The 17,111-nt window shown below is 33.2% G+C and carries 7 protein-coding genes; 2 read left to right on the top strand and 5 right to left on the bottom strand.

The genetic code is table 11. The features are described 5' to 3' along the window. Positions 1–8 precede the first annotated feature (8 nt). Both BT151_RS15005 and BT151_RS15000 read left to right on the top strand, forming a co-directional pair. Positions 9–1,157, top strand: a complete 1,149-nt coding sequence (locus BT151_RS15005; protein ID WP_084647984.1) for a glycoside hydrolase family 43 protein — start codon at positions 9–11, stop codon at positions 1,155–1,157. 9 nt (positions 1,158–1,166) lie between these two features. Next, positions 1,167–3,116, top strand: a complete 1,950-nt coding sequence (locus BT151_RS15000; protein ID WP_072403140.1) for a glycoside hydrolase family 43 protein — start codon at positions 1,167–1,169, stop codon at positions 3,114–3,116. A 28-nt stretch (positions 3,117–3,144) separates the two neighbouring features. Here the strand turns inward: BT151_RS15000 and BT151_RS14995 are convergent, their stop codons facing one another. From BT151_RS14995 to BT151_RS14975, 5 genes are all read right to left on the bottom strand, one after another. After that, positions 3,145–4,335 (bottom strand): YyaL domain-containing protein, encoded by a 1,191-nt coding sequence (locus BT151_RS14995; RefSeq protein ID WP_072403139.1) that lies wholly within the window; start codon positions 4,333–4,335, stop codon positions 3,145–3,147. 8 nt (positions 4,336–4,343) lie between these two features. Continuing rightward, positions 4,344–5,615, bottom strand: a complete 1,272-nt coding sequence (locus BT151_RS14990) for a BNR repeat-containing protein (protein WP_245794873.1) — start codon at positions 5,613–5,615, stop codon at positions 4,344–4,346. 182 nt (positions 5,616–5,797) lie between these two features. After that, positions 5,798–11,248 (bottom strand): T9SS type A sorting domain-containing protein, encoded by a 5,451-nt coding sequence (locus BT151_RS14985; RefSeq protein ID WP_072403137.1) that lies wholly within the window; start codon positions 11,246–11,248, stop codon positions 5,798–5,800. A 384-nt stretch (positions 11,249–11,632) separates the two neighbouring features. Further along, entirely contained in the window at positions 11,633–15,910 is a 4,278-nt protein-coding gene (locus BT151_RS14980) for a T9SS type B sorting domain-containing protein (RefSeq protein ID WP_072403136.1), read from the bottom strand. 289 nt (positions 15,911–16,199) lie between these two features. Continuing rightward, positions 16,200–17,102, bottom strand: a complete 903-nt coding sequence (locus tag BT151_RS14975; RefSeq protein ID WP_072403135.1) for a PorP/SprF family type IX secretion system membrane protein — start codon at positions 17,100–17,102, stop codon at positions 16,200–16,202. Positions 17,103–17,111: the final 9 nt, after the last annotated feature.

The raw sequence follows: 17,111 nt of genomic DNA, 5'->3' as shown, positions 1-17,111 counted from the left end.
TTTATAAAATGAAAAACAACTTAACATTTGGTCTTATAATATGTTGCTGTTTTATATTTATAAAATGTAAAACAACAACAGAAAAACAAACAGATAACTCGTCTTTTAAATCTGGTAAAAAATGGTTAGACACCAATAGTGAACACATCAATGCACATGGCGGTGGCATCATGTTTCATGAAGGTGTTTATTACTGGTTTGGAGAACATAAAACTGAAGGAAGAGGTGGTAATACAACTCTTTTTGGTGTAAGATGCTATTCGTCAACAGATTTATATCATTGGAAAAATGAAGGCATCGCTTTACAGGTTGTTGAAAACCTAGATTCTGAAATCACCAAAGGTGCAGTTATTGAACGTCCTAAAGTTGTTTTTAATAAAAAAACTGGCAAATATGTGATGTGGTTCCATTTAGAATTAAAAGGACAAGGTTATAATGCTGCTCGAACTGGAGTCGCAATAAGTGATTCCCCAACAGGTCCATTTAAATATATAAAATCATTTCGTCCAAATGCTGGAACCTGGCCAATGAATTTTAAAGAAGCATGGAAAATTGAACCAGATAATTCTCCATTGAAATGGTGGACTCCAGAATGGTATACATATATTAAAGAAGGTGGATTCGTGAGAAGAGATTTTGAATCTGGTCAAATGTCTAGAGATATGACTGTTTTTGTTGATGATGACGAAAAAGCATACCATATCCATTCTTCAGAAGATAATTTAACTCTTCATATCTCTGAACTTACAGATGATTATTTAGATTTCACTGATAAATGGATCACATTGGCTCCAGCGGGACACAATGAAGCGCCAGCCATATTTAAAGATGAGGATACTTATTATATGATTACCTCTGGGTGTACTGGTTGGGATCCTAATGAAGCTAGATCTTTCAAAGCCAAATCTATCTGGGGACCGTGGGAATCTCTAGGAAATCCAAGTATAGGAAAAGATGCAGAATTAACATTTAATTCTCAAAGCACCTATATTTTACCTGTTGAAGGAAAAGAACACGCCTTTATTTTTATGGCAGATCGCTGGACTCCAACAAACCCAATTGATGGGACATATGTGTGGTTGCCCATTGAAATTAATCAAGGTAAACCTGTTATAAAATGGTATGAAAAATGGGATTTAAATTTTTTTAATAAATAAACCTTAAAGATGAAAAGCCAATTAATAAAATCATGTCTCTTTTTCGTTATAATAATAGCTTGTTTTAGCTCTTGTAAATTAAATAAAAGTAAAATCTTAAATAATAAAGAATATGAATCCTATTTATTCACTTATTTTATTGGAAATAGTCCGGGAGAAGAAGCTATTCGTTATGCTTTAAGTAAAGATGGTTATAATTATTTTGCTTTAAACAATAATAAACCTATTGTAGATTCTAAAGATATAAGTAATTCTGGTGGTGTAAGAGATCCCCATATTTTAAGAAGCGAAGATGGTGAAATGTTTTACATGGTTGTTACCGATTTGTATGTGCCTGAACAAGGTTGGAATAATTATGCTATGGTATTAATGAAATCTACGGATTTAATTAATTGGACAGCCTCAAAAATCAATATCCCAGAAATGTATCCTGAAGCTTTTGGAAATATCGATAGAGTTTGGGCTCCTCAAACCATTTATGATAAAGAAAGTAAACGCTATATGGTGTATTGGTCTATGCATACCGAAAATAATCCAGATATTATTTATTACGCTTTTGCAAATGAGGATTTCACAAGTTTTGAAACCACTCCAAAACAACTATACTTCAGTCCTACTAATAGCGCTTGTATAGATGGTGATATTATTTACCAAAACGGACAATATCATTTATTTTTTAAGAATGAAGACAATTCTCAAAAAGGTATTATGCAAGCTGTTTCAAACAATTTAACCGAAGGTTATATTGAATTAAAAGGTAACGCAGATCAAACTACTGAAGCAGTTGAAGGTTCTAGTGTTTTTAAATTGATTAACTCTGAAACCTATATTTTAATGTACGATATGTATATGAAGGGTGCCTATCAATTTGCTGAAAGCACAGATTTAAAACAATTTAAAGTAGTCGATAACGCTATTTCTATGGATTTTCATCCACGTCATGGTACTGTTATTCCTATTACTAAAGAAGAAGAACAGGCATTGTTAGACAAATGGGGAGGAATTAATGAAAATTATTTTTCATTACCAACAAAAAAAGTAGCAGCTCTACCTAATGATAAAAACCCTGTTCTCGATGGTTTTTATGCCGATCCTGAAATCATTTATTCACAAAAGGATAAAAAATATTATTTATACCCAACCAGCGATGGTTTTACCAATTGGTCTGGAACGTATTTTAAAGCATTTTCATCCACAGATTTAGTCTCTTGGAAAGACGAAGGTGTTATTTTAGATTTAAAAAAGGATGTGTCTTGGGCAGATAAAAATGCTTGGGCACCAACAATGATTGAAAAAAAAATTGGTGATACTTATAAATATTTTTACTATTTCACAGCTGCTCAAAAAATAGGCGTTGCTGTTTCCAATAGCCCAACAGGACCGTTTGTAGATTCTGGGAAACCTTTAATTTCAAGCCCACCAAAAGAGTTTACAGGTGGCGGGCAAGAAATTGATCCAGATATTTTTGCCGACCCTATTTCAGGAAAAAATTATTTATACTGGGGAAATGGTTATTTAGCTTGTGTGGAACTGAATGATGATATGATTTCTATTAAAGAAAACACAATCAAATTAATGACTCCTGATGCAACTTTTAGAGAAGGTGCAGAAGTGTTTTTTAGAAATGGAATCTATTACTTTTTATGGTCAGAAGATGACACAAGAAGTCCTGATTACCGTGTACGATATGCTATGTCTAATAGCCCAATTGGTGAATTAATTATTCCTGAAAACAATTTGATTTTAGCGAAAAATACAGAAAATGAAATTTATGGCACCGGACATAACAGTGTCATCCAAACTCCAAATACTAATGAGTGGCATATTGTATACCATCGTTTTAATCGCCCAAAAGGCATTACTATGGGAAATGCTGCAGGATACAACAGAGAAGTTTGTATTGATGTTTTAGAGTTTAATGAAGATGGGAGTATTAAACCTATAGTGCCAATTATTTAATACTTAATTACCAATCATTATTGCTTTATTACATTTTTTGAACTTGTTTTCTGTACCTCAACATAGCTTCAATTAAATAATAATCACCATACGTTAAAGGCACATCTATTTCAGAATTTTGGGGCATATGCCCTACTCCATGTTTTAATAAAAAGCCACCATTAGTTCCTTCTTCAGCTATATATTCTTTAGAAGTTAATGTTTTTATAATAGTTTTTGCTGCTGAAAAATATTTTTTTGAAGTTTTTTTATCTACAAAACTGTTCAACTCTAATAGTGCCGAAGCCAATATGGCACCTGCAGAAGAATCTCTTAAAGCGTTAGGCATATTTGGAGCATTATAATCCCAATAGGGCACTTTGTTTTTTGGTAAATTAGGATGATTTAAAATAAATTCTGCTATAGCGACTGCTTGATTTAAATATTTTTTATCCTTTGTAGCTCTATACATTACCGTATATCCATATAAACCCCAAGATTGACCTCTTGCCCACGCGGACTCATCAGCAAATCCTTGAGCTGTTTTTTTTTCTTTTACTTCTCCAGTATTACTGTTATAATTTATAACGTGATACGAACTATAATCTGCACGAAAATGATTTTCTATTGTTGTATTAGCATGTTTTACTGCAATATCATAATATTTTTTATCTCCACTATATTCACTAGCCCAAAAAAGAAGTTCTAAATTCATCATATTATCAATGATTACAAGAAAACTATCATCCGAAGCGTCCCAAGATTTAATACAACCTATTTTTTCATCAAAACGAGATATTAAAGACTTTGCACTATTCATCAGTATTTCGGCATATTCTGGTTTTGGATCTAAACGGTAAGCATTACCAAAACTACAATACATCATAAAACCAAGATCATGTGTGGTTGTATTGTATTGTTCTCTCTTTAAATCGTTTAGAACACGATTAATTTTTTTATTAAATACATGAGTATTAACGCCCTCATCTAAATAAATAAGCGTACCAGGATAAAACCCACTACACCACCATTCTGAATTACTAGTTTCTAATATATCTTTATCCTTATGATAAGTTTTTGGATATTCATTTTCATTCAACCTTTTAGTTAAATAGCTGTATTGACTAACTCCTCGATTAAAAGTATTATCAATTGGTTTATTTAAATTATTTTTTACAGCACAAGAACTAATTAGAACTGAAATACTTATTATATAAATGAGTTTCATTATTGATTTCATTATTGAAATTATTTAGGTAATTTATTTAATTCTAAAACTTGTATCATTGTTGGTTTAACATCTTCTAACCCTTCGCCATCAACCTGAGTCACTTTTTGTAAAAAAACACACAATTTATGATTTTTATTCCAAAGATTTATATCATAATTAGGTTCCCATTGACCAACTGATAATTTTGTTAAGTCTGTAATTTTCCAGTTAGATTTTTCATTCAAATTACTATAGGCTAAAGAAATTTTGTTACCTCTTTCCTCATCTCTAAAAATAATATATAATGATGAATGTGTTCCATTATCGTCAATAAATATGTCTGGTCTTGAAATAGGAATTTGCTTGGTTCCACCACCTCCTAAGTAAAAAGAAGTTTTTCTAAAACCCGTATTTGATTTCATCCATTTTCCATCATCAAGATAAACAATTTGATATTGAGGCGTTTTATTTTCACTCCAATAAGATACTATAAATGGGTTACCATGTTTATCTACGGTCATTGCTGTTTGATTAATTAAACTGCTATTTTGAGGAATTCTCCAAGCATATTCTGCAGTAGAAGCTGTAATGGGTAATATGTGTTTTTCATTTGTAGACTTTTCCCAAGTTATACCGCCGTCTTTTGAGCGAGCATAACATAAATCGTGATTGGTAGAAACATCCCAACTTTCTCTCCATACCCATGAAAGATGAATAATTCCTTTAGCATCTATACAAGCTTGCCAATAGGCGCTTCTTTTATCTTCACCATCTAACAAATTCTCTTGTATTTGAATCCATTTTTTACTTTTTATATCATAAGAATTAATAACCATATTCCCTCTTCCTGAAGCGCCTGATCTATAAAAAAAGAGCAACCCACCGTTTGCTAAATTATAAAACTCTGGATACGTGACTTTTAATTCTTCTTTTCCTGTCATAGGTTCTTCTTCTCCAATTTTTATACTCAATGGAGATTTACCTTTTACATACCTAAGTTTACTGTCATGTTGATCCCAACACACGTGCAAAAACCCATCACCATCAATGGCTATACTAATATCATTATGGGCATCCTTTGTGTTTCCTTTATAAGAAGTCTTAAATATTTCCCATTTTTTTGTGTTGATTTTTCGCTTACCTAAAATAAGATAGCTATTTTCATCATAATAGGCTATAAATTGATATTCATTATGGGTTGTTAAAGCATTCTTACGAAATTTAACTGTATTTACAGAATTATTTGCCCAACCATAACCAATATCTGTTTTCTCTATTTTTACTGTACTACAGCCTAAAACAAAAAACATAATGCAAATACAATTAAATATTTTATTCTTGAAATATAGATTGAAGTGTTTTACCATAAATAATTTTTATACCTATTGTGCATAATAATTTAATATAGAAAAATATTCATATTAAATATTAAATTCAAAAAAGAAGTCATTTTATTCTTCTAAGGGATCTTAGTTAATAATGGTTTTTGAGCTTATTTTCTAACTATTTTCTTAATTACTTTTTTATTATTATTTTCTATGCTAACAAAATATAACCCACTTGACCAATTTGAAGAGTTTATTATAATTCTTCCAGAAGATTCTGTTTTAAAATTAGAAGTTCTACTAATCTGTCTTCCATTAATATCTGTTACTGTAATCTTCGCATCAGATAAATCATCACTACTTTCTATAATTAGTAATCCTGAAGTTGGATTTGGATAAAATTTAATAACATTAACATCATACACATCATCTATTCCAAGACTAGCATTTACCTTAACATAATAATATTCGGTAGAAACACAATTATCCGCATTAGTATGATAAACCTCATAAGTTCCTTCTTGATTAGCTTGTATGTTATTTAACGCAATAGTTTGAGTAAAAGCCGAAAAACCATTAGGTCCATACCATGACCAATCATTTGTACTATTATTAGTTGTTTTTGGTTCAAGAGAAACAGAACCATCTTTTGCAAGTTCTGCAAAGTTTGTTTCAACAGCTGATGCTCCATTTATGCTCACCATTGGAAAAATATCACAAGTATCCATAGGTTCCGGTTCAGGTTCGGTTGGATACACACTAAAATTAGTTAAAGCCATTGGTCTTTCCACTGTCCCACTTGGTAATGTCCATCCAGCACTAAAATGATCACCTCCATCTCCTTCTTTATGTAAAAGAATAAAACTATATTGATGGCTAGCTTCTAAAAATATTGGAGCAGATTGTTGATTAGAGTTTTTATCCCACTGCTGATAATTTGTCCAAAGATCTCCACCAGGCTCAGCCGTTTCAGCTATAAGTACTCCATTTGAAGGATTTTCATCAGTACTTAAATATAATTCTGTTGAATCGTCTCCAGATACCCAAAAGATGTAATTCCCAGTTTCTGGAGCACATAATATTCCTGAAACTTTAGAACCGTAATTATCGTCAACACCTCCTTCTTGGTCAAGCGTGCCTGTCATAATGTTTGTTGTTGTAGGATTATCTGGGTAATTGCCATCACTTGTTAAATCTGAAGTTACCGTACCTGTTATACCATCCCATCTTTGGTGTAACATCTCTCCGGTTGCATCACAATTATAAGTTGGTTCAGGTTCACTTGGAGGCTTACTAAAATTATTTATAGGCATTGGTCTTTGCAAAGTACCATTTGGTAATTTCCATCCAGCACTAAAATGATCACCTCCATCTCCTTCTTTGTGTAAAAGGATAAAACTATATTCATGAGTAGCTTCTAAATAAACAGGAGTAGATTCTTGACTTGATCTTAAATCCCATTGCTGATAACCTGTATAAGTTCCACCTGTATTAGCTATAAGTACTGCATTTGATGGATATTTATCAGTACTTAAATATAGTTCTGTAGAATCGTCTCCAGATATCCAAAAGGTGTAATACCCTGTTTGTGGAGCACATAATATTCCTGAAATTTTAGTCCCATAATTACTACCCATATCTGGACTATCAGCTTGATCAATAACCCCTGTAATGGTCTTTTCTGTCGTTGGATTGTATGGATAATCAACGCTTCTTGTTAAATTTGAAGTTAATGTACCTGATATATTATCCCATCTTTGAAATAACATCTGTCCAGTTGCATTACAATCATTAACTATCTCTCCTATACATTCACAATTATCATTATAAACATCATTTATGGTATTAGGATCTCTATCGTTACACGCATCACCTTCATTATACAAACATTCATTATCAGAAATTTGAAGAAGGTATGTTACTAAATTATCCATATCATTTACTGAAATAGTAGGTAAATCAACATTGGTATGTGCTTCAATAGCATCCCTTATGGTTGATGCAGATCCATCATGAAGATATGGAGCTGTTAACCATAACCCGCGTAATGTTGGCGTATCTATCCCTAATAAATCACCTCCTAAACGTTTACCAGACGTCGCTTTTATCGTTCCAATATCATGAAGATTGTTGGTAGGAGAATCGGTAAAATCAGCTCCACCATGACAACTCATACATAACAAATTGTTAAAAACTATTTTTCCTTGTTCAGCTTGAGGTGTTAATTCGCCATTGTTGGTATATGGGCTATTATCAATATAATCCAAACTTTCTACATAAGCCGCTAACGCATCTAAATCTTTGCTTATACCTTTCTTTGGATGACCTAATGTATTTTGGGTATAGGTATAATCACTATTAGACATAAGCCCACTTCCAAGACTAAAAATTCGTATTTGATTTTCAAAATCATGAATTTCATCAAAATTTGAAGACCAATGCGATCTACCATGTCCTTTTTTTCCTTTTCCTTTTAAATCTATTGTGTTTCTAAAACCTTCATCCAAATTAGTAAAATCCCAAATACGTCCATCATTAGTGCCATCTAAATGACAAGAAGCACAACTCATATAGCCGTCTGTAGATAATCTTGTATCATAAGAATTATAAAATAATTGTTTACCAAGTAATACATTATCAGTTAGTTTCTCATTAGTAACAACAGTTGTTTTACTTAATTCTTTAACAATACTACAGGTCGTATTACAAGCTAAATTGGAATCAAAAGCAACGACTGAACGACTCATAAAATTATGTACAAATATTTTTTTTCCATCTGGACTTATAACCAAATCATCGGGAGCATCACCACCAGAACTAATTTCAGATCTACGAGTTAAATCAAAAGCATCCACAATCCAGATAGAACTTGTGCCATTAGTAGTTACAAATAATTGGCTTCCATTTGGACTATAAGCTGCTGCAGTAGCAAAATCACTATTATTAAAATCAACTCTATCAGCAAAGTTTTCTTCACCCGTATCCAAATCAATTTGTGCTCCCATACTTCTAACAGAGGCTTCGAAAGTAAGTGGCAATCCATCTCTTTGGATACCTCTATAAATATTATCTTTTTTTGAAGGCACAAACATTTGAGTTCCATCTGGAGATATAGCTAAAGCTCCTAAATAATTAGGCAACCCTCTACCATTTGTAGCACTGTCAGTAATACCTGTACTAGGTTGCAATGAGATTACTTTATTTATAGTAAATGTATCTGTATTTACTAGTGTTAATTTACCCGCATCTTCTGGAGAAATAAACCGGGCAATCCATAATTGATTTCTAGAAGCATCCAAAGCTAAACTTTTTGGCCATGGGCCTATATCTAACGAACTAATTAACGACTTGCTATTTATATCATACTTTATAAGTTTTTGAGTACTTTGTAAAGCTATATAAGCAGTATTATTTGTATTATCTATAAGTATACTTACCGGTGATGATGCGTAGTCTAATGACAGTGTTTCATCAATAGTACCTGTAGAAGTATCAATAATACTAATAGTTGCACTATTTTTATTAACAACCCATAACTCATTATTTGAAGCTAAAGCTAAAGACTTCGGATTTTCTCCTACAGCAATTTCATAAATTAATTGATAATTTGTAGCGCTAATAGCAGAAACGCTATTATTATCTGGGTTTACATTCCAAACTAAATTATTAACATCATCATATAAAATTTTGGCACTTCTTGATGGCGCCTCATCTGTTAAATCATTAGTAACAGCCTGAATAGTTGTTAATTGTACTAATTTATCATTTTGAGTATACTTAACATATAAAGTGACTACAAAATTACCTCCAGTATCATATTGATGACTTTTTGTTAGCGAACTATCATATGCTGTTTGTAGCGATCCGTCACCAAAATCCCAAGAAAATGTAAATTCACTTATATCTTCGCCTTGAAGATCTATACTAAATAAAGCTGTATCTCCTGGATAAATATCTGTAACCTTATTAATTTTAGGCGTTTTCACTGTTACAATAGATGGTCCTGTGGAAAAAGTTGTAATGACTGAGTCTCCTCCTCCAATAGCATTTCCAGACCAATCTTTGATGCCTTCATCTTTTAAAACAACTTCATAAGTTGTATCTACGTCTAAAGGTAAATTAGGAACAAAGTTAACAAAACCAAACATTTGGCTATACGTTCCTGACACTATTTCATTCGTACTTGTATTTAAAATCTCCAAAGTTGTATCATTTATTGATAGGGGATCAATAAAATCTGTAAAACTAATACCTACACAAGTATTAACGCTTAATGAAGCACTTCCATCTTTAGGCAGAATATATTTAACGGCGGGAGCTAAATTATCTGGTTCAGCTTGATGTACACCAAAATTAAGTTTGTTAGTATGACCATGATCACTTGTTATAACTGCCGTATTTCCTAATGGTGTAAGAAATGCATAATCATCTGCATAAGGGTTGCTAGGTTCGCAACGTGCTATTGGTCGATTTGGATTTGCTAAGTCCCATTTTGTTAATCCAGGATAATGCCCAATAAATACATTATTATCTTTCCCAAAACCATATTCAGGATTTAAAAACTCACTCCCTGTATTGCTGTTATATATTTTTGTAGTAATATTTGAAGGGTCCGAAATATCATAAGCTCTAATACTACCATCTGCAGTACTAAAAAATTCTGAACCATAAAGGAATCCTTGATATCCAAGGTCAAAATCATTTTCATGAGCCAATTGTACTGGATTTGCAGGATCTGTAATATCCATAACAAGCAAATCGCTTCCAGCATTAACATCATATAACACCAATATATCTCCAAGAACTACCGCTGCTCTAGGGAATACTCCAGAGAGTTCTGCTGTTCTTAAATTATTTACGAATGTAGGATTTGTAGGGTCAGTAATATCTACTATATATAACCCATAAGCACCCGTTGGAGCATAAACATATTTACCGCCTTTTGAGGCTAATGAAAACGAATAGCCGTCATAATTTGTAGGACTTGTAACACCTGGGTATCTAAAACGACCAATAATTTGAGGCAGTGTATTAGGGTCATCGTCATAAAAATTAGAGGTGTCAAATATAGAAAATCCTGCTTCGCCATTATCAGTTTCAGTAATTACCATTCTATTTCCTATAACAGGTAAAGAATGTACTTCTCCCCAATTTCCAACATAGTTAAATGAATTTGAATTATGGTAAACATCGGGATAATCTCTAGAGTCGAAAACAACCACTGGATTTTCTTGATCTGAAATATCATAAAAAGAAAAAGCGCCATCGCCTCTACCGCCTCCGTGATCTGCTCCCAATGGGACAAAAAGATAACCATTATGCATTAACACTGCGCTAACGGCCTTTCCTCCTGTATCATTTTGACTTAGTATTTGTCCTACCTCTAACTCGGTATAACTCTTTTTTGTTAACCCAGGACCAATTAACGCATTAATGGGTTTGTTATTTTGAGAATTTAGTGCAGAATTTAAATTGTTTGAAGAATAATTACTACTACTTGTGATAGCAATATATTGGTCTGATTCTATAAATAATATATGATTAACAATTAGAAGAAAAGTAATTGAGGACAAACAAAAAAAAGCTATTTTTTTGTTTGTTTTAAAAATTGTAGTCATTTGGTTTTAGTTTAGTAATTCCCAAATTTGACTAAATATTAGTTAGGGTTTAGGGGGGTATTTGATAGTTAATAGGGGGTTTAATTCCAAATGATTGAAACCTAACCTGATTAAATAACTTTCTTTTTTAAAAATACAATAACCGGCCAGTGTCAAGCTAGTATTCAATTTGAATATGAATTTCATTTATATTTCCTTTTACAAAATGGTTAAAATCAAATATTACCTATAGATTTAATTATTTATAAATTAAAATAGAGCATTTATATTCTTAATAAGATACTTGTCACTTTAAAAAATTAACAGAGGAGCTAAACAATCTCTTTAATTAAAAAAAGATTGCTTTGTTTATAATTTATCACAATAAAAAAAATTAATATAAATTTATCTTTTTAAAGAAAAATGTCCTTTAGCTTCTCTACCATTTTCGAGTTTTAAAGTATACCAGTAATCACCTGATGGTAAAACTGCTCCATTGAAAGTACCATCCCAACCTAATCGATTTAAAGATGGAATCCATTGTTTTAATAGCTTTCCGTAGCGGTCAAAAATATAAATTATCGATTTTGAATCATCATCATTCAATCCTTTTACATTCCAATAATCATTATAAGAATCATTGTTTGGAGTAAAGAATTTTGGAGCGCTTACTACAGTAATCACTCTGCTATCACTAGGACAACCATACTTGTCGCTAACATAAACCGTGTGCACGCCTCCAGACACATTAGTAAACACATTATAATCCTGCCAAATTCCATTGGGATCATCCATAATATATTGAAAATCTCCAGGCTCTTCCAAATTTACTGTAACAGAATTATTAGTGGTTAAATCTACAATTTCGATAGTGTCAATGGTTGGACTTTTCGAGGTTTTAACAGTTATTGTTCTTATTTGGTTACATCCAAAAGCACTTGTTACTTCAACGGTATAAATACCAATTTCAGAAACATCCAATGTTGGTGTATTATCAGGTAAAACATTTCCATCTTTGGTCCAAATATAGGTATAGTCACTAGGAGGTGTATTATCTTGAATTCCTGCATCGAGTGCAAAAGAAAAGGAAGTAATATCTGAACAAACTACCTCATCTGCGCTACCATCCAAATTCAAATCAATATTTGGAAGCGGATTAACGGTTACAGTTAAAGAAGCCGTTGTGGCACATTGTCCAGTATCTGGTGTAAATGTATAAGTTCCCGTTGCAGTATTGCTTACAGTAGCTGGACTCCATGTTCCTGTATAACCATTAGTCGAAGAACTTGGTAAAACTGGAGCTGTGTAATTGGCACAAATAGCTGGTATCGCATTGAAAGTTGGAAGAATACTTGGATTAACCGTTACTGTTAATGAAGCTGTTGTCGCACATTGTCCTGTATCAGGTGTAAATGTATAAGTTCCTGTTGTAGTATTGCTGACACTAGCTGGACTCCAAGTTCCAGAAAAACCATTAGTTGACGTTGTTGGTAAAACAGGAGCTGTGTCATTTTCACAAACATCAGGTATCGCATTAAAAGTTGGAAGAATATTTGAATTAACCGTTACAGATAATGAAGTTGTTGAGGCACATTGCCCTGTATCAGGTGTAAATGTATAAGTTCCCGTTGCAGTATTGCTTACAGTAGTTGGACTCCAAGTTCCAGAAAAACCATTAGTTGACATTGTAGGTAAAATAGGAGCTGTGTCATTTTCACAAATATCAGGTATTCCATCAAAAGTTGGAAGAGTCTCTTGATTAACCGTTACTGTTAATGAAGCTGTTATGACACAAGTTCCAGTTCCAGTATTTGGTGTAAACGTATAAGTTCCCGTTACTGTATTACTAACAATAGTTGGACTCCAAGTTCCAGAAAAACCATTAGTTGAAGTAGTTGGTAAAACAGGTGCTGTGTCATTAACACAAATAGCTGGTATCGCATTAAAAGTTGGAATAATACTTGAATTAACCGTTACCGTTAATGAAGCTGTTGTGGCACATTGCCCTGCATCAGGTGTAAACGTATAAGTTCCCGTTGCAGTATTGCTTACAGTAGCTGGACTCCATGTTCCAGTAAAACCATTAGTTGACATTGCTGGTAAAATAGGAGCTGTATCGTTTTCACAAATATCAGGTATCGCATCAAAAGTTGGAAGAATATTTGGATTAACTGTAACAGTTAATGAAGCTGTTGTGGCACATTGTCCAGCATCAGGTGTAAAAGTATATGTTCCTGTTGTAGTATTGCTTACAGTAGCTGGACTCCATGTTCCAGAAAAACCATTAGTTGACATTGTTGGTAAAACAGGAGCTGTGTCGTTTTCACAAATATCAGGTATCGCATCAAAAGTTGGAAGAATATTTGGATTAACTGTTACAGTTAATAAAGCTGTTGTGGCACATTGTCCAGCATCAGGTGTAAAAGTATATGTTCCTGTTGCAGTATTGCTTACAGTAGCTGGACTCCATGTTCCAGTAAAACTATTAGTTGAAGTAGTTGGTAAAACAGGAGCTGTGTCGTTTTCACAAATATCAGGTATCGCATCAAAAGTTGGAAGAATATTTGGATTAACTGTTATTGTTAATGAAGCTGTAGTAGCACATTGTCCAGCATCTGGTGTAAATATATAAGTTCCTGTTGCGGTATTGCTTACACTAGCTGGACTCCATGTTCCAGTAAAACCATTGGTTGACATTATTGGTAAAATAGGAGCTGTATCGTTTTCACAGATAGCTGGTATCGCATTAAAAGTTGGAAGAATATTTGGATTAACTGTTACTGTTAATGAAGCTGTTGTGGCACATTGTCCAGCATCTGGTGTAAATGTATAGGTTCCTGTTGCAGTATTGCTTACAGTAGCTGGACTCCATGTTCCAGTAAAACCATTGGTTGAAGAACTTGGTAAAACAGGAGCTGTGTCATTGGCACAAATATCAGGTATCGCATCAAAAGTTGGAAGAATATTTGAACCAACTGTTACTGTTATTGAAGCTGTTGATGCGCATTGTCCAGCATCTGGTGTAAATGTATAGGTTCCTGTTGCAGTATTGCTGACAATAGCAGGACTCCATGTTCCAGTAAAACCATTGGTTGAAGAACTTGGTAAAACAGGAGCTGTGTCATTGGTGCAAATAGCAGGAATCGTATTAAAAGTTGGAAGCGTACTTGGATTAACCGTTACTGTTAATGAAGTAGGTGCGGCACATTGTCCAGCATCTGGTGTAAATGTATAAGTTCCTGTTGCAGTATTGCTAACGCTAGCTGGACTCCATGTTCCAGTAATACTATTGGTTGAAGAACTTGGTAAAATAGGAGATGTATCGTTTTCACAAATATCAGGTATCGCATCAAAAGTTGGAAGCGTACTTGGGTTAACCGTTACTGTAAATGATTTTCTTTGAGAAAAACATCCATTATCACTATAAAAAATTGTGGTAGTATTTAGAGCAGGTGTTGTAAAACTAATACCTGTCGATATAGGAATATCACTTGTAGAGTCATCATACCAATACACTTCTGTTGTTGTTGGTGCACCTGGAGGTGTCGTAGTAGGAATCCCTTGAAATGTAACTGTTTCTGAAGAACAAATAGTAGCAGATCTCTTAGGATAATAAATATTATCTGGGATTGTTAAAGAAGTAGTTGCTAAAATTTGGACATCAGGATTATCACCTGGCATGCCTCCATATTCTACAACAAATCCCAAAGGCTCATAATATCCTCCAATTGGGCCACCACCATTTCCCATATCATTCCATGAACCGTCTCTTGATCCTGGTAAATCTGGATGAACAATATGTGCATAATTTTCATTACCAGCATTATTAGGCTCACTATAATTCGAATTCCAAAAACTAAACTCACCATCTGGAGTTGCCACATTATAACCACCACAGCCTAAACAACCAGTACCCACCCAAAAAGGAGTCCCAGTATTTCCATTAGCAAGACCTTCTGGCCCCGTTACCCATCTCCAATCACCTTCTGATGCTTCATCTGTAGCGCCAATCCATCCAGCGCCGGGTGCCTGTATTCCTGCTATTTGTTGTTCATCTGCAGCTGTTAGAGTAACTAAATAGCCCTGTAAACCATGATAAACATATGTTTCTGCGAGAAATCTCGCATCTGTCCAAGTGACACCTAACAGTGGAACATATTCATAATAATGTCCGTTTCGAGGTAAATAACTGAGTTCACGATTACCAACACCTAAAAGAATGGAAAATGTTTTCTCTCCTGCTAACGGTGTCGCTGAAGAACTATTGAATTGAACATTCAAAATTGCTGCTTCAAGATCGGCGTAGGACACTGTTCCCCCAAGAGTATTGGGTGATAAAGTTAGCTTTCCTTCTGTTTCACTCCAAGTGGAGGTTATATTAGGATTAGTCCCTGTAAGAATTAGTTCATCTTCACCAGATACATATCCCGAAGGAATTTGAATATAAACAGAGGCATCTGTAGTTGTAGCATTAGGGTCAGTAATACTTGCCGTTTGTGCAATATTTAAAGAGCTGCCACAATAAGTCTGATTTCCTGTAGCAGTAAGTACAGGATTAGGACCTTGTGCATAAGTTATTTCCGATATGAAAAATAATAAAACTAAAATTATTTTCAATGTAACACATTTCTTCATTTCTTTAAAGTAATTTTTCTTAGTATTCCAGTCCAATTTTTGAAACATTCACCTTCAAGTTTTTTAATATTTACCATCCTTCATATATAATAATATTATTTAGCTAGTATGACCTAAAAAATATTACTCATAAAATAAAGAGCATATTTTTTATTCTCTCTTAATTTCAATAAGCAAAAACTAGTGTTTACAGTATAAATAACTTCTCTAATCTTTAATAAATAAATTTATAAAATCCTCACCTCAACGCACTCTATTAATTTTTTTTGACAATGAATAGAGTGAGAAAAAGTAAACAAAACTTAATTGTTTATGTTATTGAGATAGGGTTCATGTTTTAAAGTTTATATTGTAATAAGAATTCGTTAGTATACCCTGCTATACCTAATAATGTAGGACTAGTACTAACTTCATGAGCAAAACCAATCTTAATATTCTTATTTATATTAAAAGTAGTCATTGCTGCATACGCTTTATCGATTCTATACATAACTCCAACTTCAAAATTAGTGCTCAATTCTAACATCAAGTTCAAATCTATAGATAGCGGAGCGCCTTTAACATATCGTGCCATTATAGAAGGTTTAAATATTATATGATAAGCTGGATCCGGATTTGGATCTAAATCAAACTCATATCCTCCACTTAGGTAAACATGTGGTCTATCAAAATCGGTTATAGCATATCCTGCTTCATTTCTGGCTCTAGTGGTACTTAATAGCTTTGGTACAGACAAAGAGGCATACCATTTATTGTGTTTTAACAATGCTCCAGCACCAACATTTGGATTAAAACTACTTATTGACCCTAAAGCTGGATCCTCAACAATATTATATGTTTCTAATCCCGTGGTATTTACATCGTAAAAATTACCTCCTGCTTTGATTCCTAAATACAAATCTGTAGCTTCATCCATTTTTAAATGATAAGAAAAATCAATTCCAAAAACAGTTTGATTTTCAACAAAGGTTTTGTCATTTACCACAGAAATTCCAATGCCTACATTCTTACCTAGTGGTGTACCAAACGAAGCAGTTATCGTTTCTGGAGCTTCTGGAATTGATGACCATTGTGTACGCAAACTAGTAGTTACTATGGTTTCATTATCAACTCCTACATAAGCGGGATTGACAATATTCATATTAGAACGGTACAAAATAAAAGCACTTTCTTGTTGAGCGAAAATTGCACTATTTACAAAAAGAAGTGCCGTTAATACTATATAATATATATATTTCATTTTTATATT

It is taken from the genome of Flaviramulus basaltis (genome assembly GCF_900114265.1).
Classification (GTDB): Bacteria; Bacteroidota; Bacteroidia; order Flavobacteriales; family Flavobacteriaceae; genus Flaviramulus; species Flaviramulus basaltis.
Note: the sequence above shows the minus strand (reverse complement) of the source record. Positions and strands in the feature narration are given on the sequence as shown.

Bases quoted from the DNA above. Each gene is read 5' to 3' on its own strand.
- BT151_RS15005 (WP_084647984.1), top strand. From the start codon at position 9: ATGAAAAACAACTTAACATTTGGTCTTATAATATGTTGCTGTTTTATA.
- BT151_RS15000 (WP_072403140.1), top strand. From the start codon at position 1,167: ATGAAAAGCCAATTAATAAAATCATGTCTCTTTTTCGTTATAATAATA.
- BT151_RS14995 (WP_072403139.1), bottom strand. From the start codon at position 4,335: ATGAAATCAATAATGAAACTCATTTATATAATAAGTATTTCAGTTCTA.
- BT151_RS14990 (WP_245794873.1), bottom strand. From the start codon at position 5,615: ATGTTTTTTGTTTTAGGCTGTAGTACAGTAAAAATAGAGAAAACAGAT.
- BT151_RS14985 (WP_072403137.1), bottom strand. From the start codon at position 11,248: ATGACTACAATTTTTAAAACAAACAAAAAAATAGCTTTTTTTTGTTTG.
- BT151_RS14980 (WP_072403136.1), bottom strand. From the start codon at position 15,910: ATGTTTCAAAAATTGGACTGGAATACTAAGAAAAATTACTTTAAAGAA.
- BT151_RS14975 (WP_072403135.1), bottom strand. From the start codon at position 17,102: ATGAAATATATATATTATATAGTATTAACGGCACTTCTTTTTGTAAAT.